The 23693-nt window shown below is 40.6% G+C and carries 21 protein-coding genes; 7 read left to right on the forward strand and 14 right to left on the reverse strand.

The annotated features are described in order from the left end of the window. Positions 1 to 4: 4 nt before the first annotated feature. The 12 genes from ACQRBJ_RS11990 to ACQRBJ_RS12045 form a co-directional block, all read right to left on the reverse strand. The gene (locus ACQRBJ_RS11990) at positions 5 to 2206 is read right to left on the reverse strand and encodes a DEAD/DEAH box helicase (RefSeq protein WP_445303736.1); all 2202 of its coding nucleotides are present in this window, start codon (positions 2204 to 2206) and stop codon (positions 5 to 7) included. Positions 2207 to 2325: 119 nt separating this feature from the next. Then, positions 2326 to 3660, reverse strand: a complete 1335-nt coding sequence (locus ACQRBJ_RS11995) for a radical SAM protein (protein ID WP_445303737.1) — start codon at positions 3658 to 3660, stop codon at positions 2326 to 2328. A gap of 206 nt (positions 3661 to 3866) precedes the next feature. Continuing rightward, the gene (locus ACQRBJ_RS12000; RefSeq protein ID WP_445303738.1) at positions 3867 to 4907 is read right to left on the reverse strand and encodes a M42 family metallopeptidase; all 1041 of its coding nucleotides are present in this window, start codon (positions 4905 to 4907) and stop codon (positions 3867 to 3869) included. A gap of 321 nt (positions 4908 to 5228) precedes the next feature. Then, complete coding sequence (locus ACQRBJ_RS12005; RefSeq protein ID WP_445303739.1) at positions 5229 to 5750, reverse strand: IS66 family transposase; 522 nt, start codon at positions 5748 to 5750, stop codon at positions 5229 to 5231. A gap of 89 nt (positions 5751 to 5839) precedes the next feature. Further along, positions 5840 to 6250 carry a hypothetical protein gene (locus ACQRBJ_RS12010; RefSeq protein ID WP_445303740.1) on the reverse strand — a complete coding sequence of 137 codons (411 nt, stop codon included), beginning with the start codon at positions 6248 to 6250 and terminating at the stop codon, positions 5840 to 5842. A gap of 206 nt (positions 6251 to 6456) precedes the next feature. Beyond that, positions 6457 to 7278 carry a hypothetical protein gene (locus ACQRBJ_RS12015; protein WP_153125141.1) on the reverse strand — a complete coding sequence of 274 codons (822 nt, stop codon included), beginning with the start codon at positions 7276 to 7278 and terminating at the stop codon, positions 6457 to 6459. 364 nt (positions 7279 to 7642) lie between these two features. Beyond that, positions 7643 to 8266, reverse strand: coding sequence for a hypothetical protein (locus ACQRBJ_RS12020; protein WP_445303741.1), 624 nt, complete (start codon positions 8264 to 8266; stop codon positions 7643 to 7645). Positions 8267 to 8351: 85 nt separating this feature from the next. Continuing rightward, a complete protein-coding gene (locus ACQRBJ_RS12025) occupies positions 8352 to 8621 on the reverse strand; it encodes a hypothetical protein (RefSeq protein ID WP_217761628.1) in 270 nt (89 codons plus the stop codon). A gap of 146 nt (positions 8622 to 8767) precedes the next feature. Then, positions 8768 to 10420 carry a hypothetical protein gene (locus tag ACQRBJ_RS12030; protein ID WP_445303742.1) on the reverse strand — a complete coding sequence of 551 codons (1653 nt, stop codon included), beginning with the start codon at positions 10418 to 10420 and terminating at the stop codon, positions 8768 to 8770. Between the two features lie 518 nt (positions 10421 to 10938). Beyond that, the gene (locus ACQRBJ_RS12035) at positions 10939 to 11211 is read right to left on the reverse strand and encodes a hypothetical protein (RefSeq protein WP_117588191.1); all 273 of its coding nucleotides are present in this window, start codon (positions 11209 to 11211) and stop codon (positions 10939 to 10941) included. Between the two features lie 117 nt (positions 11212 to 11328). Continuing rightward, a complete protein-coding gene (locus ACQRBJ_RS12040; RefSeq protein ID WP_089542799.1) occupies positions 11329 to 11481 on the reverse strand; it encodes an ABC transporter ATP-binding protein in 153 nt (50 codons plus the stop codon). A gap of 257 nt (positions 11482 to 11738) precedes the next feature. Next, on the reverse strand, positions 11739 to 12410 hold the full coding sequence (locus tag ACQRBJ_RS12045) for a transcription termination/antitermination NusG family protein (RefSeq protein WP_445303743.1): 672 nt from the start codon (positions 12408 to 12410) through the stop codon (positions 11739 to 11741). 438 nt (positions 12411 to 12848) lie between these two features. Between ACQRBJ_RS12045 and ACQRBJ_RS12050 the strand changes: the two genes are divergently transcribed. Both ACQRBJ_RS12050 and ACQRBJ_RS12055 read left to right on the forward strand, forming a co-directional pair. Beyond that, positions 12849 to 14144 carry an ATP-binding protein gene (locus tag ACQRBJ_RS12050; protein ID WP_445303744.1) on the forward strand — a complete coding sequence of 432 codons (1296 nt, stop codon included), beginning with the start codon at positions 12849 to 12851 and terminating at the stop codon, positions 14142 to 14144. A gap of 364 nt (positions 14145 to 14508) precedes the next feature. After that, positions 14509 to 16068 carry an ATP-binding protein gene (locus tag ACQRBJ_RS12055; protein WP_445303745.1) on the forward strand — a complete coding sequence of 520 codons (1560 nt, stop codon included), beginning with the start codon at positions 14509 to 14511 and terminating at the stop codon, positions 16066 to 16068. A gap of 123 nt (positions 16069 to 16191) precedes the next feature. Here the strand turns inward: ACQRBJ_RS12055 and ACQRBJ_RS12060 are convergent, their stop codons facing one another. Next, positions 16192 to 17322 carry an ATP-binding protein gene (locus ACQRBJ_RS12060; protein WP_445303746.1) on the reverse strand — a complete coding sequence of 377 codons (1131 nt, stop codon included), beginning with the start codon at positions 17320 to 17322 and terminating at the stop codon, positions 16192 to 16194. 374 nt (positions 17323 to 17696) lie between these two features. On the opposite strand from ACQRBJ_RS12060, the gene ACQRBJ_RS12065 reads away from it, so the two are divergent. After that, positions 17697 to 17924, forward strand: coding sequence for a hypothetical protein (locus ACQRBJ_RS12065; protein WP_218432065.1), 228 nt, complete (start codon positions 17697 to 17699; stop codon positions 17922 to 17924). 331 nt (positions 17925 to 18255) lie between these two features. On the opposite strand, the gene ACQRBJ_RS12070 is transcribed toward ACQRBJ_RS12065, so the two are convergent. Then, positions 18256 to 19548 carry an ATP-binding protein gene (locus tag ACQRBJ_RS12070; RefSeq protein WP_445303747.1) on the reverse strand — a complete coding sequence of 431 codons (1293 nt, stop codon included), beginning with the start codon at positions 19546 to 19548 and terminating at the stop codon, positions 18256 to 18258. Between the two features lie 152 nt (positions 19549 to 19700). Here ACQRBJ_RS12070 and ACQRBJ_RS12075 point away from each other — a divergent pair, with 152 nt between their 5' ends. The 4 genes from ACQRBJ_RS12075 (at position 19701) to ACQRBJ_RS12090 (ending at position 23646) form a co-directional block, all read left to right on the forward strand. Next, positions 19701 to 20726 (forward strand): hypothetical protein, encoded by a 1026-nt coding sequence (locus ACQRBJ_RS12075; protein WP_445303748.1) that lies wholly within the window; start codon positions 19701 to 19703, stop codon positions 20724 to 20726. An 11-nt stretch (positions 20727 to 20737) separates the two neighbouring features. Beyond that, positions 20738 to 21742 (forward strand): hypothetical protein, encoded by a 1005-nt coding sequence (locus tag ACQRBJ_RS12080; RefSeq protein ID WP_441937769.1) that lies wholly within the window; start codon positions 20738 to 20740, stop codon positions 21740 to 21742. 847 nt (positions 21743 to 22589) lie between these two features. Next, positions 22590 to 22916: a hypothetical protein gene (locus tag ACQRBJ_RS12085; protein WP_445303749.1), complete on the forward strand. Its 327-nt coding sequence runs from the start codon at positions 22590 to 22592 to the stop codon at positions 22914 to 22916. A 7-nt stretch (positions 22917 to 22923) separates the two neighbouring features. Beyond that, positions 22924 to 23646 (forward strand): hypothetical protein, encoded by a 723-nt coding sequence (locus ACQRBJ_RS12090; RefSeq protein WP_445303750.1) that lies wholly within the window; start codon positions 22924 to 22926, stop codon positions 23644 to 23646. Positions 23647 to 23693 lie beyond the last annotated feature (47 nt).

The following is a 23693-nucleotide window of genomic DNA, read 5'->3' on the forward strand; positions in this document are numbered from 1 at the left end:
ATTCTTAATTTAATAAACCCTTTAATTCCTCCAGGCTCAAATGACTGCTGGCAGCATTAAACATATCTACCGTCTGCCTTTTTTGCTCCTGGAGCTGCAATACTTTCTCTTCTACGGTATCCTTGCAAATAAAACGGAACACCATCACATTCTGCTTTTGACCGATGCGGTGAGCCCGAGCAAATGCCTGGTCTTCCACTGCAGGATTCCACCAGTCATCCAAAAGAATGACATTATTAGCTGCCGTCAAATTCAAGCCAACTCCACCCGCTTTTATGCTAATAAGAAACACCTTAATATCTTTATCTTTCTGAAATCGCTCGATTGGAGATACTCTATCTCGCGTGTCCCCATATATTTTTTCATAACGTATCTTTCTTTCCCCCAGAACACGCTCCATTTCCTCTAATGCTCCCACAAATTGAGAAAATACCAAGACTTTCCCATGATTATGACTTAATATTTCAATGTAATCAAGAGCCGTCTGAAGTTTTGATGAAATCAATGAGCTTATACCTTTATATATAGTATCAGGAAGCAACTTGGGAGTCACACACACTTGGCGCAACCTCAGCAAACCTTCCAAAGCTATACTTTCAATCCTGCCACTTACCCCACTGGTCAAGGCCTTAAGCACCATCTTATGAACGTTGTCATAAAGATGACGTTCTGCTTTTGTCATTTCTATATAGATTGTCTTTTCTATCAATTCTGGCAAATCTTGCAGAACCTCCCGCTTGCTTCGCCTTAGAATAAAAGATTTCAGGAACTTGCGAGACATCTCCAGGAAAGCTTCATCACCCTTAGATTGACATTGTTTGCTCAGCATAGCATAAAGATACTGCATCTCAGGCATCAGTAGCATGAAATGAGACCAGATATCATCTATACTATTCTCTATAGGTGTTCCTGTGAGGATGATGTGATGCTGCGCCCTTAAGTTTTTTATTGCTTTATATTTCTTGGTGTCCCGATTTTTAATAATTTGCGCCTCATCTATGATGATGGTATCATATTCCAATCGCTTATAAGCATCAATATTTAAACGTAGGATATCATAAGAAACTATCAATAACCGTTTATGAGCATCAGGTTGATGAAGCTGGATAGCTACATGATTGTTCCATGAGGGTATAAACTTAGCTATTTCATTTTGCCAATTATAGACCAACGACGTTGGAGCAATAACCAAATGAGGCTTGCCTTCCTGATGGTCTAAACTGTATAAATGAGACAAGACTTGAAGTGTCTTTCCCAATCCCATCTCATCTGCCAACAGACAACCATGATGATTCATGCGCATTTCAGCCAGCCAGAATACACCTTTCTGTTGATAGGTACGCAATTTTGCCCTTACGCCACACGAAATGGAGGAAAGGAGAATGGATTTCTCTGAATCTGTTAATGTGCGCTGGGCACCATAGAGGTGCTCCCAATCAAAGGCAGGCAAACTATCAGACAGTTGTTTTGTTTCCACCTTTGTGATATCCTTTGCCCGAAAAAAGCTGAGTTTACCTTTACTATCAACATAGTTTCTGCCATTCAGATAGTTATTCAGTATCTGCTCTATCACTGCATCATCAGAAGAGGATGAAGTAGAATCGCTCGTAAACCAATTGATACCTGAAGGATGATGTTTAAGATAAACTTGAGTTATAGGTCCTTTGGTCTTAGCCACCCAAATCTTCCACCCCCTATCTGCCAATCGAGCCAATGCATCAACATCATATTCCCGGAATGTTAACTCGCCTAATTCCAAATTCAAGTTAGTTTCCAAATCTGCCAAGAGCTTCTTTTCTGCTTCAGAATCACGAAGGAGGAAATGACCAGAAGATGTCAGGTAGGGACATTCATTGTATTTCGGGAAGAATGAAGTCAAGGCTTCCTGATAAGTAAGACGAACCTTGACATTTCTGTTCCAATTTGCTATATTGGTAATATACAACTCACCATTTAAAAGCTGTCCTCTTGAGAGTTTTTGTATACAGGGAACAGGAAGAAGTGGGGAAGATTTTCTAATGCTTCCCTTACCATTCACCTGAACACCACTCCAGGGATTCTCGATTAAAAGAGTCTGCACCTTTTTATCCGACAATACCTTTCCGGATATTCGAAAAGGCTGCTTTACCAAACCCATCTGGTTGAGCAGGGGGAGCAGACATTGAGACTCAGGCACGCAGGCATGAAACAACTCTTCTATATCCACTTTCCTTATGAAAGGAGACATAGATTTCGTATTGCTTCCCAAACAAACCTCAATTCTCAATTCTATATGGGCTGGTGACTTATAAGTCTCGTAGATACAAACAAAGCGATATTGGTTCATTATACATTATAATAAAAGGTAAAACTATCTACCATTTTCTTGATTAATCGTTTCTTAAACTCATCCGTGCAACGTGTCTGAACAAATTTCTGGTTCCAACCTTTGATATGACCTTTGAAATTGAAATGGTCAATACGACAATCTCCGCCACAAATATAGCGCAAGATACAGCCCATGCAAGGCTCTACATTTTCAACAGCAGTATCATTCAAAACCTGTCTCCCTTTGGTCAGAACATCTTGCAAGCTATCGCGATTTACATTACCAAAACAGTCCACCTCATGAATACGATTGCAGAAATATACATTACCATTGGATGAGATAGATAGGCCTCCGAACCCACAATTCCGTATCATGACATTCGGTTCGTGCCCCTCAATGAAGTTAGCATAGCCAGCTGTAGGATCCACATACCTTTCAATGGCATCTATCTGTTCATAGTAGCGTCTGTTCTCTTCGTCAGAAAAGGTCTTGCCTCTGCCAGGGAGAATTTTCTTGGTCAGTTTGAAGAAAACTTTATCTCCTACCCTTTGCCTAATGCTATCTACAAAATGCTTATACGCATCAGCAGTACTCAGATTTTCCCAAGTGAATGTTGTTGCAACCGAGGTTCTAACATCCGCCATGGCAAATCGGCATACTGTATCTACTACCTTTTGAAAATGATTCTTGCCACGCACCTTAGCATTATCCTGTTCGGTAACACCATCTATGCTGAACTGAATTTCATCAATACAAGTCTTCAGCCTGAGGATTTTCTCTTCTGTCCATAGCAACCCATTGGAAAGGACCGTAACATTCAGCCCAAGCTGATGAGCAAAAGTAACAATCTCCTCGAATCCGTCATACATTGTGGGTTCACCTCCTGTAAAAGTAACAAATTCACCGTCTGCCTGAGAAAACTCTCTCAAAACCTCCTTCCACTTTTCTACACTTAATTCATGCTCCAACTTGATTCCTGCATTCATGAAACAATGAACACAATGCAAGTTGCAGGCATTGGTAAGATAAACATTCAAGTATTTGGATGCATTGACTACTGTTGCTAATGGAGAATGCCCCACCTGTGCAAAACTTCTGGCATATACTGATGAGAGCACTTTCATGAGGTCAGGCAAAGCATCTTCTTGCTGAGCTTTTTCATATACACCCCCGATTGTGACTCCAGAAATTAACTGATTCAAATATTTCAGTTGGCTATCATTATGCAAAACTATCCAGTTTCCTGTATCTGCAGACAACACCAACGTTTTATGCTCAAAAGGAATAAGCGAGATGTTTTCTGGAAAACAGAGGATATCATCAACCTGATAGCTTCCACTTTTTCTTTTCATAAAATATCAAATGATAAGGGAATCTCTGGCGCATGCCACCAGAGTTTCCCTTCGGGATTTTACAGATTAGTTCTGATTAACATCACAACGCTTGAAGCAATACATGGCTCCTACACGCTCTGTGTCAAAAGAAGTCTTCTCTTCCCATGAAAATAAAATTTTTTTTGTTTTCATTTTTAAAGCTTTAAATTATTAAACAATTATTATTAATTATCTAATTCAACTTCGCAGAAATGAGTAAGCAACCTTACTCCTTCATTAATGTCTACTAAAGATACAATTTCATTTGGCGAATGCATATATCTGCATGGGATACCCATGAAAGCAGTCTTAACACCTGTGCCTGAGATTTGCATGAAGTTGGCATCAGTACCTATTGGGCGGGCAAAAGGCTCTATCTGGTATTTGATATTGTGCTGATGAGCCAAATCAATGAGTTTCCTCCCCATCAACTGATCAATATTAGGTCCCTTTGCTATCACAATGCCATTACCCAGTTTTATTTCTCCACTTTTCTGCGGAGAGCAAGTGGGATAATCCGTTGCATGGGTAACATCAATTGCAATGCCCTGTTCTGGATTAATTCCAAGGGTTGCCGTTCTTATGCCGCGTGCACCCAGCTCTTCTTGTACAGAGACTACAAAATATACATCCATAGCAGGCAGCTTGCCGCTGAGCGCCTTAGCAACTTCTATCAAGGTAAGCAGACCCACTTTATCATCTAGAGCCTTAGATGTCCAAACCTCATGCTTTAAGCTCAAAGGCTGTGTCTGATAGGTAATATAATCGCCTATTTCAACCATCCTCTCAGCATCCTTCTTATCGTTTGCAGCTATATCTATCCATAAGTCTTCTGCATCATAGTCTTTCGCCTTAGCATCTCTATCCTGAAGATGAATCGGCTTTTTACCTATGATACCAGTAACTATTCCTTTCCGGTTATGAATTTCCACCCTTTGTCCAGGCAGGAGATTCGTATCAATGCCCCCTATTTCCTGAAAAGAAAGGAAACCATTGCTATCTATATAGGTGACCATCATCCCCACTTCATCAGCATGGGCTGCCAGCATCAGTTTTTTGTTGCGCTGATTCCCATACTTCAATGCAATGAGATTGCCATAGTTGTCAATCGATAACTCATCTATATAATCTTTTAGGAACATAGCCATCTTTTTGATGATAGCCTGCTCGCAACCAGAAGGACTAGGAGTCATCAATAAATCCTTTAATATATCTTCTTTTGTCATCTCCATCATTCCAAGATTCATCTATTTTGGGGCAGATATCAAGATGCGAGACCTCAGAATATTGCCCAGCAGCCTGCTTTCACCCAATTTTATATTTTATCATCATCGCATATCCTTATCAAGGAATACGACAACTATCAGCAAAGGTACAAAAAATATTTGAAACGAGAAGCATAAATCCCTCTTTTTTTATAAAGATTAATAAATTTCCATCTTATTAAATGCTAAGTAACCTTCTATATTTCCATACACCCTCTGAAGCGCCTTTATTTAAAGGCGCTTCAAGAGATGTTAAAAATAAAAAATGATTGGATTTAACTTTTATTTTTGCATAAAGCAAGGCAAAAGTGCCACTTTTTCTGCTGTACAAACAGGCTTGGCAGAAAGACGACTAACTAGCTCCTTGATGTAACACCCAGGAGATAACTTGTTCATATTACAGCTTTCTATGACAGAAAACATGAAGGCATAGTCAAGCGCAGAATCTTCACTGCCGATGTTCAGACAGTTCTTAAGATTCAGCTTGATGTGTCTCATCATTTGTTCTGCCAGGTTGTTAGACAACTCAAGGTTGCCATCCTGCAAAATGGTTTGCATTGCCGACCATTCAGTCTTGATATATTTAAGAGCCTTCTTTGTCAAAGCGCCTAAGCCTTTGTAATTCGATCTAGCAAATCGCTCAAACTTCTCTTTGATTCGGTCCATGATAGGCTTGCTTCTTTGAAGCCTTTCCACAAGAACCTGGTCGGCTGTAAAACCTGCCTTCTTGCAGTCATGCTCGATTCCAAATAGTCTACCTATCTCATCGATAAACCACATAGACAAGGAATGATTCTCTTCCAACTACTTCTGAGAGCGTATCGATATCCTTACGCATATCCATAGGACCAGAATAAAAATAGTACTTCTGTCTACTTGTAAAGGATATCATTTCAGCCAACTATTTTGTGCAACAAAGCTGTAATCTCATTTACATTTGTCTCGCAAAGTGACAACTCCATCCCATTGCTGAACGATATGTGCATCGATACGATACTGTATGTCGGGATAGAAGGAGCAACCACAGGCATGGTCGGTTCTTCTGGCTTGCAAGAGTCCACACTTGAAGAAGCTGAGTTGACACTTGCTGCCGACTCAATCTCCAAGGGAACAAGAGACTTGTCACCATTAGGAGAAGCAGCCAACTTAGACTTGCTATTCCAAAAACACTTACGATAGTATCGAAGCACATTAGGATAAACATAACTACTATCATCACAAAATTGTATGAGAGAACGACCATACATCTCGAACTCACGAATGATGGCTGCGTAATCAACTTTTGCTTTCTTCTTATTTTCCATTTGTTACCATTTTTTAATCGGCAGCAAAGGTAATACTTATTTTTTAGCGGGCAATATGGAGAAGTAGATGGTTACTATAAATCCGTATTGCATATCGCAAAATGAAGTAGCATCCTTGCATAGCAATATTACTTACTTTCACTTTGAGATAAGCATATGAGGTTTTGCCTATCAGATTTACTAATGGAGATTTGATTGTAAACACCTTATTTCTTTTCATCAAACTTCTCGTTAGAGGCTGTTGCATTTAGCTGAATACCCATGTTTTGCAACATCACTTTTGCAAAAACATTTGCCATATTGCTTTGGTTTTGCATATTCTGATAAGATTCCAAATCCCAAAATAGATAGGTATCCCAAATACCTAAATCTATCTCTTTCTTTAGAGTAGTCATTTTCTCTGGAATTGCCTTTCCATTAGCATCGAAATAAGTATCCCAATTGGTACGTAGTCTAAAGACGCTTATAACATTAAACTCACCTGGGGTAAACAACTCTATAGGAAAATTAGGATGATTAATGACATTCTTCGTTTTGTCATAATCACATTTAGAAAAGTCTATATCTACATATTTTTTAGCTACAGCCCTAACTGCCAACAAACGAGAATTGGAAGAGAAATAGGCTTCAACATCTGAGAAAAATAATTCATCACAATTACCCTTATTGATTTGTTCTATCATCAAATTGATCGTATCTCGGTCAATTTCCTCGTGCTCAAACCGAACATGTTCAATACAAAACACATCATCAACAGGTTTTACAATAGGAATACCAAGCTTACATAAAGCAACTAATATTGCTCTTTTCTCTACTATGTTAATCTTATTGTTAAATTCCGAAGCAGCCAAGTCATAAGTCTGTCTTTTCTTTGCATAATTCAAGAAGATTTCCAATGCCTTGATTGCTATACGACGTACCTTGACGATTTTTCGGCTTTGAAATCGGTAAGAAAACCATGCTCCAAAGAAACCACCAGCGATAGCACTCACAACTATAACGACTATTTTAACTAATATAGAAACCATAATATTCCTCTTAATTTTTATATTTGTTTTTTAAAGCCCATTACATACACGTATATCACCAATACAGCGTCCCCACTGTATTCCTAATAGTTACACCTATCAGTTTTTTGAAAAAAGTTTTTTTATTATCGTTTTGCATAAGATAAGCTGCACTCGGCAATCTGAAAGCCAGCTTTCATTGTGCTCATTTGCATTATCTTTTAGGGTGAAGGATTGCTTTGCACATTCCTTCACCTCATCTGTTCTTTCAACATAGTAACATGGAAGCAATTCTAATCAGGCTCACACGGATCTCACGGATTTCAAAATACTTCCATCCTCTCTTTGCCTTGATATGAGCAGAAGACTTCAAGAGGTTGAGCATTTATAATAAAGAAATGAATCCAAGTAATAAGCTCAGCACTCCCAAAATAGCACCAAGCCATCCCAAGCGCACACTTAACTTCGAGATTTTATCTCCTGCAACAAGCATGTCATTAGCCATCTTAATATGAACTAATGTAGCATTAGCTCGTCTGCCCTGAAAGACATTTTCCACTCGCTCCTTTATCACCTTTATATTATTTATAGCATTGTCAGTATTAAATGCACATGCCTGTAGCGTATGGTTATCACCAAGAGCTTTGTGATAAGAAACATTGTTATGAGAATACAATAATGCACGATAATAGACAACCTCCCCTAAGATATCTATACATCTTGCATCAAATCTTTCAAACTTTTCCTTGTACAAGACATCACGATAATCTGGTGAATCCAAGATACTCATAAGATAGGATGCATCAAATTCCAATTGTTCAGTAAAGTCTCGGAATCGTTTTTCATATTGGCGCAAATAAAATATTAAAGGTTTGTTGTCTGGAGAAGAAATCTGAGAGTCGCTTTCCTCCGTACATACATAAGCATCAAGAATGGAGTCACAGTCATCCGTATGATTCTTATGTTCATGATAAAATCCCTTGACATAATGATATATGGGGTTTGTCAAAGCCTTAAAAAGAATTCTCTGACAAGGGAACTGGTGCCACATGATATATGGATGGAATCCAAAAAACGCAATACCCTTTCATCATTTATACCCCTAAAGCATAAAAACGTTGTCCATCTAGTCGTTCCAAGCGAGTTGGCTCACGATAGAATTTTTCCTGCTCCTTGCCAAGCTTGGTTATTTGCCAAGTAGAGTTCACTTGTTCCAACTTATCTTTTGTAATGCCTTTCTTGATAAAGCCCATACGACAGAATTGATTGAAGAATTTTTCTCCAATCTCGCCGATCAATTCTTTTTTGCCACCATGCTGTTTCTTTGCAATAAACAATATGGCTTCTTTTCTATCGCTAATCATGATTCCTATCTCCTGTTATTTTATATCTTTTCGGCTGCAAATATACGACTTTCTTTCGAAAACGCCAAGCGATTTCTTGAATATTTTTTTTGAAGGGCTCACACGGATCTCACGGATTTATTTCGTTGCAAGCAACGGTTCGTATATCATTGTTTCAGCTTCCAAATCTCATCCAGCACCTTCTTCACCACTTTCTTGTTCTCTATTATATAATCCAAGTCGTAGGGATAGAGCATATAATCCCATAGAACTTGATAGATGGAGAGGAAGATTGAATCGATGCCCTGACGAATCTTAGCATCTAAGCTGTCTTCAATACCTCGCGTTTCCTTCAAAAGCTTCAGCAAGGGCTGATATCTGTGTTCTATGTCAACCTTCAGGATGCCGCTGCTTTCTGAGAGCTTCTTCTTGTCTCGATTCAATATCCGCAAGGCTTGCTCGTGAAAGGCTAGATATTGGTCGGAGGTTAGTCCTTCCAAATAAGACGGCATAGCAGCAAGCGACTCTTCCCGTTCTTGCTTCAAGGCTTGTGCCTTGGCTGCCTTTTCCTTAACTTCATCGAACTTTGATTGCAACTTCGGACTGTCCCATTGTCGCCAAACCAAATCCAAGTATGGCTCCACGACTTGTTGAAGGAACTTATTCTTGGATGCCGTATTAGTGATAAAAAAATGATAGTTGTAAACGATACTCCAAAAGGGACGTGTCAGAGTATAGTTGGAATATTTTCGGAATCCATCAATTCCACCACGATGATAAGCCAAGACAAAGTTCTCATACTCGGCTTTCATCTTCCTCAACTCTTCGGCTTTAACTATTCCAAAACTCTTCAACTTCTTCTCATGAGTTTTCACTATATCAAGAAGGCTCACAATCAATGATGAATATTGAGCATTGGGGATTTCATCGATAAAATCGGTTATGTATGGTGCTTTATCTTCATTCTCGAGTCCCTGCGGCATCTCTATCTTATCAGGCAAGCTGACTGGGATGGGCTTCTCCAACAGTTGTTCATCTGTAGGATGAGCATCTCTGTATTGCTTTGCCTTCTCATCTGGCAACAAGGCTACGACTTTTTCGATATAGTCCTCTACATCGAAGCCCGCCTCGCCCTTGGAGAAAGGACTGCTTCCTTTTTTCTCTTGCAAAAGCTCGAGACAAAGGTCTATCCAATTGAAATCCTTGTCTTTCGAATAAGACAAGCACTGGTAATAGACATCAGATACTGCCCGCTCCAATTTGCGAACCCTCGCCATCTGCTTGGGATAATCATGATTCCAAAGTAAATGGAAGGTGAGGACATCTGACAATAAGGCTCTAGTGATACATACGGCATAGTAGAAATTTTCTTTTGCCACGTACTTTTGTGCCTGAGCCAGCCAACCCTCAAAGACTCGCAGGTCATAGTTGACATCATTGGTGCTTGTCACTCTCCACCTGATGACGGAGTGTATCTTCTTGACGAAATAGCCTTCCGGATCCTCTCCCTTCGGCTTATAGGCATAGTTGGGAACCTGGCGGTCTGTCGATTTCTTGCGAGATTTCTTTCGCTTTTTCTTATTCGATGAGCTTACGGAATAAGCGAAGGGGGTTGGACCTTCATAAAGGTCATCCCAGTAATCGGAATCGCCGAATTCATCGAAGGGTATAATGTCGTCGTCAGATTCTTCGTCAATGTCTTCATCTGAGAGTCCACCGAAGAAAGCATCCATAAAAGCGCCGAACATCTGGTTAAGTTCCTCGTCGGATGGGCGATTCTCGTTGCCGCCGTTATTGCCAAGTGGTATTAACTTTGCCATAAGTATATCATCAATACAGCGTCCCCACTATATTACAAGTAGTTACACCTATCAGTTTTTTGAATAAAGTTATTTTGGTTCCTCATTGCAGTATCGCTCTGCACTGGTCGTCGCTCGAATGAGGAATATTATTTTTATTCTACTTTTGACAGGATTACCTCTGGAGAGGTACCCATCAGGGTTATAGCGGAGTAATCCATATTACGTGTAATCATACGATTGTCTTCTTTACTAACTGTTCGGAATTTCCGAACAGTTGCTGACAGCATCAATTTTCTGAAGACTTACCTATTTGTCATATTCTTCTAAAAAGCGTTTAATCATGGAAGTTACAGCTTGCGGAGACCGCTTGACATGAACAATTCCCATAATTACAACTTACTCGCCATCTATCAAATAATAGACACGGTTGGGGGCTAACAACAAATGGCGTATAACCATATCCTGACCTGATACCCACGAAGTGTAGCGAGCATCATATATGCCATGTGTGGAATATTGAGCCAAGCCTGACCAAACTACTTCCATCCTCTTTTAGCTTTGATAAAAGACTCAACTTGCGAATTTGGAATGCAGCGACCTGCTCTATTTTCCTTCAGAGCATATTCTGCAGCTGCAATCATCACCTCACGTGGTATACCATGAATCGAATTAGTCGACTCACTCATATCAACATCGCCCAAAGAAGACTCAATTTTAGCTATCAAGGAATATTTATCCTCAATGCTTAAATTCCTGATTTCATCCCAATAAGGAATGGTTCTATCTTGTGATACATTACTTGTCAACATAATACATTCTCCTTTATTTTAATCTTTGTCTGCAAATTTACGACTTTCTTTCGTAATCACCAAGGATTTAAGAGAAAAAATGCATTTATTAACCTATACTTGGTTTAGGGCTAAACATTACAACACACAAAATGATTCAGCTTCCTTACCGGTTCTGCGGCGATAGTCATCACGCATTCGCTTTTCCATTTGTGCTATGTATTCTGCCTTTCGCTCCCTAGAAGCCTTGAAGCGACGCATGAAATCTGCCTTTTTTTCTTCTATGTTCATAACGTAAGTTTTGTTTCGACTCCCCTGTCCCCCTCTTGCGAAGAGGGGGTCCTTAACCCACTCCAAAGCCCTCGCCCTTTCCAAAAGGGCAAGGGATGTAACCGCCCTCCGGTGCTCGGAACCGCTACGCTATAAGGTTGGCGGGGCATCAAAGCCCTCGCCAGGTTGTGCGGGATGGGACCGCTTTGCTATAACTTACTATAACATTTTACTCAGATGACTCATAGTTTTTTAATGCAACAAGATCATTCTACAACTCAATCTTCTTCAACGACTTCGAGTAAATTTCTACTTATCGTAAGCGTTGCACCACTGATATACTTGATTTCGCTGCCGATAACGGCTTTCTTGCCATTATAGCTCTGTACGTATGCTTCCACACCTTTCATGCTACCTGCTACCACTCGCACTTTGATACCTTTCTTCAAAGGAGCAGGGGCTGCAGTGACAGGTTCTTCATCATTCTCTACAAAATATCGATAGTTGGCAATAACATGGTCGGGAATTTGATATATTTTCCTTTGACCGGGCATCGTCAGCATCTTATACACATCCGAACGGAAGCGGATTTTGTCAAGTTGTCTCGAAGAGACGTTACAAAAGATGAAAGTGGAAAGAAATAGCTTTTCTTTCACTTTTCGCTTATTGGAACGTTTGTCTATATAAACGACTTTTACCTTGGGAATCCAGTAATCAAACCAAACATGATTGTGATTAAGATTGATTCGTATAGAATCTGCTATTCTCGTCTCACAATTCACTCTCACTACAGCCACATACCATCCTGCATCAGCAGGTTTATCAAGCCCATCATTAGGCTTTTGGGGAGCCATTTCCTTTGCGTTTTCTTCGTTTTTTACCATGGCTTCGCCGTCGTCCCCTGCAATAGTGGACGTAACCTGTGCTTGTATATTTGTCTCTTTCATCATGCGAATCAAATTCGTTTTTTGATGTCGTTCATCTGAATCTCTACATAAGAGACACAGAATCTCCTTGCAAAAATACGAAAATTGTTGGAAACTAGCAAATTATGCGTGTTAAAAAATTAATATCATTCTACGAAATTCTACATTTTTTTAGCATTCTTTTCGTACACAATCTTCTAAGTCGTTGGTTTAAAGAATGTTTTTCGGTTTTCTGTGTCTCTTATGTAAATATTTTGAAAAATTATTTAAAATGATAGGGACACCTTCATCTCTACCAAAGAAACAAAGATGCCCCTATATATAGTAAGGTATCAGAATCAAGTACCGCAAAAACACAAAATAAAATACCGTTAAAACACAAAATAAAGTACCACAAAAATACAAAATTATTTGTAGATTCCGCTATTTATTACTATCTTTGCAAACAAAAACATATTGAATATGAAGTATTTAGATAGAATAGTAGACAGAATGCTCCGACTTCGTCTGGAAGCCTTTGGAGCAGTACAGATTGTTGGACCAAAATGGTGCGGAAAAACTACTACGGCCATGCAGCAGTCAAAGAGCGTAATCAAGATGCAAGATCCAGATAAGCGTGAAGGATATCTGGCGACGGCACGCACCAAACCATCCTTGCTGCTCAAAGGCGAAACACCACGACTGATAGACGAGTGGCAGGTAGCACCAGTTTTATGGGATGCTGTTCGGAATACCGTAGATGAGCGAAACCAGAAAGGTCAGTTTATCTTAACCGGTTCTACGGTTGTCGAAGACAAAAACGGAGAAATCATGCATACGGGTACTGGCCGCATCTCCAAGATGCCCATGTATCCTATGAGCCTTTATGAGTCAAAGGAATCAACAGGCTCCATATCTTTACGTTTATTGTTTGATGACCCAGCTTACGATATTGACGGATTGCAGTCAGACATGACCGTGGAGAAACTGATTTTCGCTGCTTGCCGAGGCGGTTGGCCAGCATCACTGGACGTCACTTCGCAGGAGGCACAATTACTGATAGCAAAGGATTATGTAAATGTGATTTGCGATGAAGATATATCGAGGGTAGATGGCGTAAGAAGACAGCCAGCTTTGGCTCGACTCATCATGCGTTCTTATGCCCGGAACATCTGCACCCTCATCAAGAAATCCAAGATGTTGGCAGACATCACGGTAGAAATGGAGAAAACGTCGATGCCAACATTTGACGATTATGTTTCTGCCCTGCAACGATTGTTTGTCATAGAAGATGTGGAAGCATGGTGTCCGGCAATCCGCTCAGCCGCTGCAATCCGTTCGGGAGCCAAACGCTGCTTTGTAGATCCGTCCATAGCTGTTGCTGCTTTGGGTATGTCACCAAGAAGTCTGGAATTAGACCTTCGAACCTTTGGTTTCATATTTGAGTGTATGTGCATTCGCGACCTGAAGGTATATTCGCAAGCCTTGGGAGGTAGAGTCTCTTACTATCACGACCGCTATGACCTGGAGGCAGACATAGTGCTTCATCTTGCAGATGACCGCTATGCCTTGATAGAATGCAAGTTGGGTAGTCGGGAGATAGAAGATGGTGCCAAGCATCTCCTGCAACTACGGGATCTGATTCGTGAGAAGAACAAGACAGAGCATCAGATGCCACTCAGAGAGCCAGACCTGCTGATTGTCATGACAGGAGGCGAAATGGCTTATACCAGAGAAGACGGAGTAAAGGTTATACCTTTGGCTACATTAAAAGACTAAGTAAAAGCTAATTTTTCGATAGAAAACTAAGAAAAAGTTTGTTTTCTATCGAAAATTTGACTCTTTATCCGAAAAGTTCATTCACGCGAATTCAATAATCAAGCGCCAATACTTTTTTTCAAAATATTGGCGCTTTTTTTTGAAATTTTCCCTTCATATTATAAAGGTATAACCAAAAAGAAAGAATAAAATGGCAAATAAAATGTCTTTATGTATTATCAAATACACCTATACTCGATATGTTGAGTGAACACCTATTGTCCGCAAGCCTTCACCACGAAAAGAATAGAACTTTTCCCTCATAAAAGTTTGGTGGTATCATTTTTTTGTTGTAGCTTTGCAAATGAATTAATTCGATGACGCAATGGCAAGAAAATTATATCCTATAGGAATTCAGACATTTGAGGAAATCCGCAAGTTGGACAACCTCTATATCGACAAGACGGAATACATCTATCGTATGACACATACCGATGGAAAGTATTTCTTCTTGAGTCGCCCACGCCGTTTCGGCAAATCGCTGCTGGTTTCCACCTTCCAAAGTTATTTCGAGGGAAAGAAGGAACTGTTCAAGGGGCTTGCCATCGAGAAGCTGGAGAAGGAGTGGAATACTTATCCTGTTCTGCACTTCGACCTGAGCAAGGGTAAGCATATGGAGAAGGCGCAGCTAGAAGAGCATCTGGGCTACCTTTTGGAAGATTATGAACAAAAGTATGGTATAGAAAATCACCGTAACGGAAACAATAATCGGTTCAATGACTTGATAGAAGTGGTTTTCCAAAAGACTGGCAAGCAGGTGGTGGTGCTCATTGATGAATATGATGCTCCGCTGCTGGATGTGGCGCATGAGAAGGAAAAACTCGATGAGCTCCGTAACACAATGCGCAACTTCTATAGTCCTCTGAAGGGAAACGAGTCTATGCTTCGATTTGTCTTTATGACGGGCATCACGAAGTTTTCGCAGCTCAGCATCTGCAGCGAGCTGAACAACATCAAGAATGTGAGCATGGACGAGCCTTATGCCGGCATCTGTGGCATCACCAAGGAGGAACTGTTGACCCAGATGAGTGATGACATCGATGCTCTTGCCGAGCATCTGGAACTGAGCAGGGAGGAGACTATCCAGGAACTCAAAGACCATTATGATGGTTATCACTTCACTTGGCCATCGCCTGATGTCTTCAATCCTTACAGCTTGCTCAATTGCTTTGCTGATGGCAAGCTGAAGGCTTATTGGTTTGGATCCGGTACACCTACTTATCTGATTGAAAAAATGAGGGAGTTTCATGTGTTGCCATCGCAGTTGGGGCGAGTGAGGGCTAAGGCTTCCTCCTTTGACGCTGCAACGGAAAGAATGACTTCGCTCACTCCTCTGCTGTATCAGAGTGGCTATCTCACCATCAAGGACTACGAAAAGAAGATAGATGTTTATACGCTCGACTTTCCTAACAAGGAGATTGAGGTGGGACTGTTCGACAGTTTGTTGCCGGGCTACCTTGGATCGGGAATAGATACGGGTAGGGTTGTGATAGCTGACATTTCTTCCTATATTAATAGTGGTAAAATGGATGAAGCCCTGCAAATGCTGGCTGATTTCCAGGAAACCATTCCATATTGCGACAACACCAATTACGAGGGGCATTACCAGCAGATGTTTTATATCATCTTTGCCTTGCTTACTGACTACAATATTATTGTGGAGCAGCACACGGCTAAAGGGAGAATCGACATCACGATGGAGACTGCCGACACCATCTATGTGATGGAACTGAAATTCAATAAGAGTGCGCAAGAGGCATTAGACCAAATCAATGACAAGCATTATGCCCAAGCCTTTGCCTTGAAGAATAAGGAAATTGTAAAGGTGGGCTTGAACTTCTCTGTCAAAGATGAGGTGAATACTCTGGAATGGGTGATTTTCTGACACTGAGGGGGAGGGGGTAGCCGATGGATTACGATTGACTTTCACAAATTCTTAAACCGACCTTCCCCCTATCTCATGGGGGCAGTATCAGTTTTGAAAACGGACATTAAAGGGGGAGCATTATCACTCTATAACCCAATCTATCCAATTTTCAGGCGTAACGATGCACTTATCTTTCACCTGATAAGCAGAAAGGAAAGAGGCCGGGAACTTTGTATTGGCACGCCTAGGATTCCACTTCATTTCAAACAGGGAAAACTGACCATCACACTCCTCCAGATAATCAATCTCCTGCTGCTGACTGGTACGCCAAAAATAGCTGTTTACATATCGTCCAGCATTTTGATTGACCTTCATTCGCTCACTAATGAAGAAGTTTTCCCACAAAGCCCCCACATCCTGCCGGAGAGCAAGAGGTGCAAAGTTTTGCAAAATAGCATTACGTATTCCATTATCATAAAAGTAGAATTTCTTAGCACGTTTCAACTCCGTACGTAAGTTGCGACTAAAGCCATTCAACTTGAATATGATATAACACTTTTCGAGCAAATCAATGTACTTCTCTACCGTTTTATTATCTGTTCCTACGGTTTGCGCCAACTCATTATATGAAACTTCACTTGTAACCTGCAGTGCCAAGGCAGTAAGCAGCTTGGACAACAGGGCTGGGCGCCGAACACTTTCTAAATTCAACAAGTCCTTATACAGATAACTGTTAGACAAATTATACAGCAACTCCTTTGCATCCGTCTCATGATTCATGATATCTGGATAAGAACCATAAATAAGCCGATTCTCTAATGTTTGTTTTACACTAAGCAGTCCATGAGCCTTCATCAGTTCTCTTGTAGAAAAAGGGAAAAGATGGTACTCAAACTTGCGTCCTGTCAAAGGTTCGTTGAGCTTATTCTGCAATTCAAAAGAGGAGGAACCTGTCACCAAGAGTTGTACATCTGGGAAATTATCCGTGATTCGTTTCAAAACCATCCCGATATTCTCTACCCGTTGAGCCTCGTCTATCACAACAATAAGATTGTTGCCTATAAGCAGACGCAACTCAGAAGAATTTGCCTTTGCCAGCAACTCTCTTACTTCTGGTTCATCGCAATTCAACATAAGAGTAGGTTCATCACGATTCTCGAGCACCATTTTAAACAGCGTGCTCTTACCCACTTGTCTGGCTCCAATCACGATGATAGCCTTCCCGGAAAATATCCGGGCTTCAATTGTATCTTGTATTTGACGACGTATCATAAATATCCTTTCTTTTAAGTTATGAATCCTTCTTTCTTTCGGATGCAAAGATAAGGAAAAATAATCGTAATCCCAAAATTTATACCTATTTTTGGGATTACAATCCCAAAAAACATAGTAAATTTTGGGATTAGAGCGTTATTTCAACGTTTTTCACCGACCTTCTCCCCCTATCTCATGGGGGCAATATCAGTTTTGAAAACGGACATTCTATCCATCATATCTCCAAGAGACTGTAAATCCATGAAGTTAGCACATAAAAACGGGTACTCTATACCAAAATAAAAAAAATCTTTTAATTTACTTGGTAGTTTAGAGAAAAAAAAGTATTTTTGCTGCTGTAAATTGATGAATGTTTTTAAAAAGGAGTAAGTATGAATACATTAGCAATAAACGAGCCTCAATTGTTGGTAACAGTATCAGATCCAGCAATGCTGACAAAATTGAAGAACGCTATCAAAATGCTGAATGGCGTTAGTTCTATTTCTGTCATGAAACCAAAGAAAACAGATCTTGAACTTGCCGAAGAAGACAAGGAGAAAGGCAGAGTTACCCATTGGAATTCTGTTGATGAAATGTTTGATACTATTTTAGGAGAATAATGTATAAACTTGATACTACTAAGAGATTTGACAAAGCTTTAAAGCTTTGCAAAAAGCGCGGCTATCCCATAGAACACTCCTCATGCTAACTACAGGCACACATTCCGACGTTTTTGGTAAAACAAGAAGATAATATAAAACATAAATCCCCAACCTGTTGAAGTTTGCAGATTGGGGATTTACATTTCCTGAAACTCCATTAAAACCAAATAAGACAATGTCTCATAGGGGCAGTATCAGTTTTGAAAACGGATATTGAAGTTACTCCAGAATCTGCAAAGATAGCACCGCCCTAACTACCTATTTTTATATAGTTAGGGCGGTGCTATTGCTAAAATTCGAGACCATTTACCGCATAGAGCGGTACATTCGTAACCCAATCTTCTTGCTGATAATCATTCATGGAGATGCGATAGGCCTTCTTTGACCGGTTGTCTGCAACAAACTGGCGCAGGCTCTTTGCCTTGACATTCGTCTCGGCTTTCACCTCCAGCGGAACAATCTCATCCTCCTCATCCTGGAGCAGAAAATCAATCTCCTGAGTACTGTTGGTCTTGGCATAATAATACGGTTCATACCTGAGAACGAGCTGCTGCAAAACATACTGTTCCGTCAACGCCCCTTTAAACTCGGTAAAAATACTGTTGCCGTCCACTATTGTCGTTGCCTTGAGATTAAACATCGCACCTAGAAGCCCGACATCCAGGACGAAAATCTTGAAGGCTGCCCGGTCTTCATAACTGGCAAGTGGCAGTCGGGGAGCTTTCACATTATATACCTTATATATCAGTCCGGCATCCAGCAGCCACTGCAAGGCCAACTCATACTCCCGGGCTCTTGCCCCCTCGCGCACCACTCCATAGATAAACTTCCTGTTCTCTTTACTCAACTGGGCTGGCAAGGATTTCCACAAATCAGTAATACGGGGAATAATCTCTGATGGAGCATGCTTCGACATATCTCTCTGATAACAGCTCAGAATATCCTTCTGTATGGCTCTCACCTCTTTCCAATCACGATTCTGGCTAAAGCTCAATACGGCTTCAGGCATGCCTCCCACATAGTAATAATACTTCAAGAGTTCCTGAAACTTGGGAGCAAACATCGTTATCATATTCCAATCCTTCGTCAGTAGCAGCTGCGCCAGATTCTTCTCCCCCATAGCCATCACGAACTCGATAAAGTTCATTGGATAGAGAGAGAGAAATTCCACCTTACCCACAGGAAAAGACTCCCCCTGATGCAGTTCGAGACCCAGAAGAGAACCAGCCGCTATGACATGATAACCCGGTGCATTCTCTGCAAAATATTTCAGGGAAGTAACAGCATGAGGAGCAGCCTGAATCTCATCCAGGAATATCAGCGTTTCGCCCTCTGTGCAGGTTACATTCGTTGCAGCCCCAATAGCTGTAAGAATTCTAGGAATACTGAAGTCCTGTTCAAAGAGATTCTGCAGGATCTTCATCTCTTCAAAGTTCACATACGCCAGCTGCTTGTAATTCTGGCGGGCAAACTCCTTCACCAGCCAAGTCTTTCCCACCTGTCTGGCACCCTCAATAATAAGAGGTTTCCGATATTGTTTATTCTTCCATTTCAGAAGTTCATCGATAGCTAATCTTTCCATAATCCATATCTTTAAATCACATTTTATGAGGGAATAATTACTCTTCCGCCCACATTTTATGAGGGAATAACGCTGCAAATATACACATTTTATGAGGGAATCCTGCCACAAATTTTATAAAGGAGCGCCCACTTTTTAACTGATTTTAAAGGATGATATCCCTATCACATCCTGAGCAGTTTGTCCCACAAATAAAGAAAGAGTTAACCCCCTACCTGAATGGTCCTGGATCGCGCAAAACCATCAAAGAAGCATTCCAATACTTTCTAGGCAAGAACGACAAGATTGCTACTTGTATCGGATATCTTCTTTGCCAAAGTGGCAGAGACCCGAAAGAATGGTATGAAATCATCAAACAACTTCCAGCTCCGAAAAAGTTTTATTATCAAGACGAAGATTGTCTGGATGACGAAGAAACCATCTATGGAGGATGCTTACATGATGTCATTCTTTTTTCCGATGGCAGAGTAGTCATTCTCAATATACAGGAAGCTGATATTGACAATTATGATAACTTGGCCTCGCTAACTTCAAGAATGCCAGAATTTGTCAATGATTTCTATAATAATAACAAGCAAGCATTCCTTTACGCCCCTTCAGGAAAATGTATGTTTGGTTACTTCAAAGAAAAAGGAACAGAAATCTATGCCAATATGAGACCAGACTGTTCAGTTTTTGAGCGTCCTGCAAGAGACAACAGATTATATCAGTATAAAGACCACTTACAATACGAATTGGTTGCTGGTATAAACCTCGACTTCAACACAGGTGTTTTCAAGCCTACATATTATGGATATGATACCCCAGATGAAGCCATTAAAGCCAAGGGACAAAAGAAAGCGGAAGCTATCAAGAAATATAATGATACACTAACAAAAATATTACAAGCACAAAAGACTGCATTAATCAAGAAATATGGAGAAAAAGCTTACAATTATATCAAACAAGGTAAGATATATGTAGGAATGCCAGCAGGTATCCTTACGGAATACAAAGAAATTCAAGCCGATGGAACTGCTGTTCAGTTGTTCACTTTCAAGGGAACATTCCGTAACAATGCAGGAGTTTACAGTTTGTATGAGCCAAGTGGAATTTTCCAACTATTTAGAGAACTTGGAGTGAATCTTAACTATAATAAAATCTATGTAAGAAACAGAAAAGTTACAGGATGGAGATAATACATTTTTCTATGAAAGCAAAAAGTATCATAACTATAGCATTGATGGCAGTCCTAGGACTGTCATCATGCGACTCTAACAAGAGTACGGTCGAAGATTTGACCAACCAGTTTATCGCAGCCGTCAAAGACGGTGACAAAGCGACAGCATATGACATTTATCCAGCAGCAAAGCTGTATGGTGACTTATCATTACCTGACAGTATCGAGAAAGGTGATCTCGACATTCAGAAGAATGAGAAGGACAGCAGCTATATAGTCAGCATCAAGAACACAAGAATGTCAAAGATAATTTTCAAGCCAACAGACAACAAGACTTTTAAGATTATCAATACATTCTCTGTCCTCAAACTCGACTCTGTAAGTAACGAACTTGCTCTGAAAACTGGAGTACCAATCAAGAAGATGCCCGACTTGGAACTTGGCAAACTGATGCTTGAAAGTAGCGACTTTATAAGCTATCTTATCAATAAGTACTCCAACAACATGTCGCTCTCACTTATTAAAGAAACAGGAAGCTATGGTTGGAGACGTGATGCCACTGGACTTCATTGCCAAATTGATCAACCTATCCGAAATACAGGATCAGAAATGGTAAAGGGTTCAGATTACTCAGTTGAAATCACTATCATGCAATCTTCAACTGGTGTTATAAAAGCAAAGAAAGTACATCAAGGAGTAGATTTGGCCTCTGGAGAAAGTACTATTTTTTCAGATGACATACCTGAGCTATACAACTATGCATATAATAAAGATATAAGTTGTAATACTAATATTATCGTCAAAGATCAGGATACAGTCAAAGAGAGTTTACTCAAAAAGATTGACTATAATGGTCAGGAATACGAGGAGTTTCTGAAAGCCAAGAAGGAAGGAAAGTTCAATGCAGCAGATATCACTGACGATGATGGTTCTCCACAAGATGAGCCAGATCCAAATTACAAAGAACCATCTGAAGACATTCCTACAGAGATACCTAGCGATGTTGTAGTCGATACAGTACCAAGAAATAGATAAAAAGGTAACTATAAATTCAGAAACAACCCTCATCTGATACACTTTCAGATGGGGGTGTTTTTTAAAAGCACAATCACTCAACAACCCGCCATCAGAAATCACAGATTACCTCCCTAATGAGCCGCCTACAGCCGAATGTCCCTTCTGCCATATCGACTCCGTAATAGGTGATGCCTTCAGCTTCCCTATCACCAAGGATTTCTTGAAGAAAATGAAGAAGAGATAGTTCTAGGCGATTTTTCAACGTTTTCATCTATCTTCCTCCCCTATCTCATGGGGGCAGTTTCTTCTCGAGTATCTGAGCAGTTCCGAATTAGTTGAAGAAGGTTATGCCACTTGGCTGTTCCAAAGTAGTGCGCTAGAAGGACCTAGTAAAAAACATGGTATCATCAGTATCAAACCTCTCGGCAATTCCTGGTATCAATATACATTTTACGACAGGGGTAACAAGGCTGAAAACAAAGTAAAGGTCATCATAGATGGAACAACCATCAAATTCGGCAAGGTGGAACAACTTACCAAATTCTAATGGATGACATCATTTAAATAATCAAGCGAGGGTGTGTCATAAGTTTATGATTCACCCTATTCTTGTTGTTGGAAAAGATAGGATATGTTGTTGGAAAAGATAGGATATGTTGTTGAGATAGTTAGTATCTTCGGTCGCACAACAGCTGTTGTGCGCTTGCATAACAGCTGATATGCGCATGCACAACACCTGTTGTGCATGCGGTGGTCAACTGTTATGCACCAACTATTATTCAGACTTATGACACACCCTCGGTTTTTTGAAATTTTCCCTTCATATTACTATATTATAAAGGTATAACCAAAAAGAAAGAATAAAATGTCTTTATGTATCATCAAATACACCTATACTCGATATGTAGGGGTGGATATCGAAAAATATACTCGGGGACTATTCGAGTATGTGAAGGAAGAGTTTGGGGAGTTTCAACCACAAATGTCAGAGCCTGGAACTATACCTGATATGCCAGACTATCTGGACATCGTGCTCTGCAAAAAGGACGGAAGCATCTTCTACGAAATGGATATCCAAAGACGTGCCATCAACATCCCGCTCGACTTTCAGCTGGAAGGATTGGTCCTGGAAATCAATATCACCAACTGCGATGGTACAAAATACAAGAAGACACACCAATTCTTAAAATAAACATCCTATGACATACGAAGAATTCAAGCAATTGGCTGAACATCCACAGCATCGGGATGTTCCTGCCATCTTCAAGCTCGAAGTATTAGAAACAGAAGAGCTGGAGGAGAAAAAGCGTTCACATTATCCGAAATACAAGGTGAACACCTATTGTCCGCAAGCCTTCACCACAACTTTGGAGGAGGCAGAGAGACTGATGCACCAGGATGTCCTTTACCGCAAAAAGATGAAGGAGGAAGACGACTATCCGCTGGATACCTTCTGCTATTATATCTCGGAGATTCCGATGGGAATGTTGCACTACGACCGCGAATGTCTTTCTGAAAGAGTGTATGACGGTGAGGGAAAACTGATCGAATACCACGACCATGTTCCGTCGCTGTATGTCTTCGCCCCTCACTATCATGTGCCGCTCTATCTTCAGAGACGATTCAAGGGTTATCTGGAAAAGGCTGAGAAAAAGCAGAAAGAAGAGGAAGAGAAAGACAGGATCTTCCGCCAGGCTCACGATTGCAGCTTCAGCAACAAGGAACAAATAGAAAAATCTGAAAAGTGCGGCTGTTTTTTCTGCGGCGAAATCTTCTCGCCATCCGAAATCACGGATTACCTCCCTGATGAGCCGCCTACAGCCGAATGTCCCTTCTGTTATACCGACTCCGTAATAGGTGAAGCCTCCGGCTTCCCTATCACCAAGGATTTCTTGAAGAAAATGAAGAAGAGATGGTTCTAGGCGATTTTTCAACGTTTTTCACCGACCTGCCCCCTATCTCATGGGGG

The sequence above is a fragment of the Prevotella sp. SGI.167 genome (assembly GCF_050313615.1).
Taxonomy (GTDB): domain Bacteria; phylum Bacteroidota; class Bacteroidia; order Bacteroidales; family Bacteroidaceae; genus Prevotella.